Raw genomic sequence first — 396 nt, 5'->3', positions numbered from 1 at the left:
AGCTGCAACTACAGGGGCCATCCCTGGGATGGTCATTATGCCAAGACCCGTCAAAAGAGCCCCGGCTCCCCCGATAGCCGCTCTGGATTATCAGGCAGCGTGTTTGCCGGCACCCAATGAACGCGATGGAGAGAAAAATGAAAATCCCCACGGGAACGGCGAATTGGATGCGTTCGGAGTCTCCTCGGCCGATATCAGTCTCTTACGCGGCAGACGACGACAACGCTGCACTCAAGACATTCGCCCAAGAAACGCTCCCCACGCTGAAAATGCAAAAGGAGATGATCGACATTCCGCGGCTGGGGCGGGACAACCCCGACGGCCGATAAAGACATCGAGCACCCCGTCGACAGCGTCTCCCGTGCCTGGTGCCAACAGCTTCACGGAGGACCATGC

General features: G+C 58.6%; 1 protein-coding gene. It reads left to right on the top strand.

Annotation, left to right across the window (positions count from 1 at the left end):
- Positions 1-137 precede the first annotated feature (137 nt).
- The gene (locus EN780_RS38300; RefSeq protein WP_127390859.1) at positions 138-329 is read left to right on the top strand and encodes a hypothetical protein; all 192 of its coding nucleotides are present in this window, start codon (positions 138-140) and stop codon (positions 327-329) included.
- Positions 330-396: the final 67 nt, after the last annotated feature.

This window comes from Mesorhizobium sp. M4B.F.Ca.ET.089.01.1.1 (assembly GCF_004022605.1).
Lineage (GTDB): Bacteria > Pseudomonadota > Alphaproteobacteria > Rhizobiales > Rhizobiaceae > Mesorhizobium > Mesorhizobium abyssinicae.
Note: the sequence above shows the minus strand (reverse complement) of the source record. Positions and strands in the feature narration are given on the sequence as shown.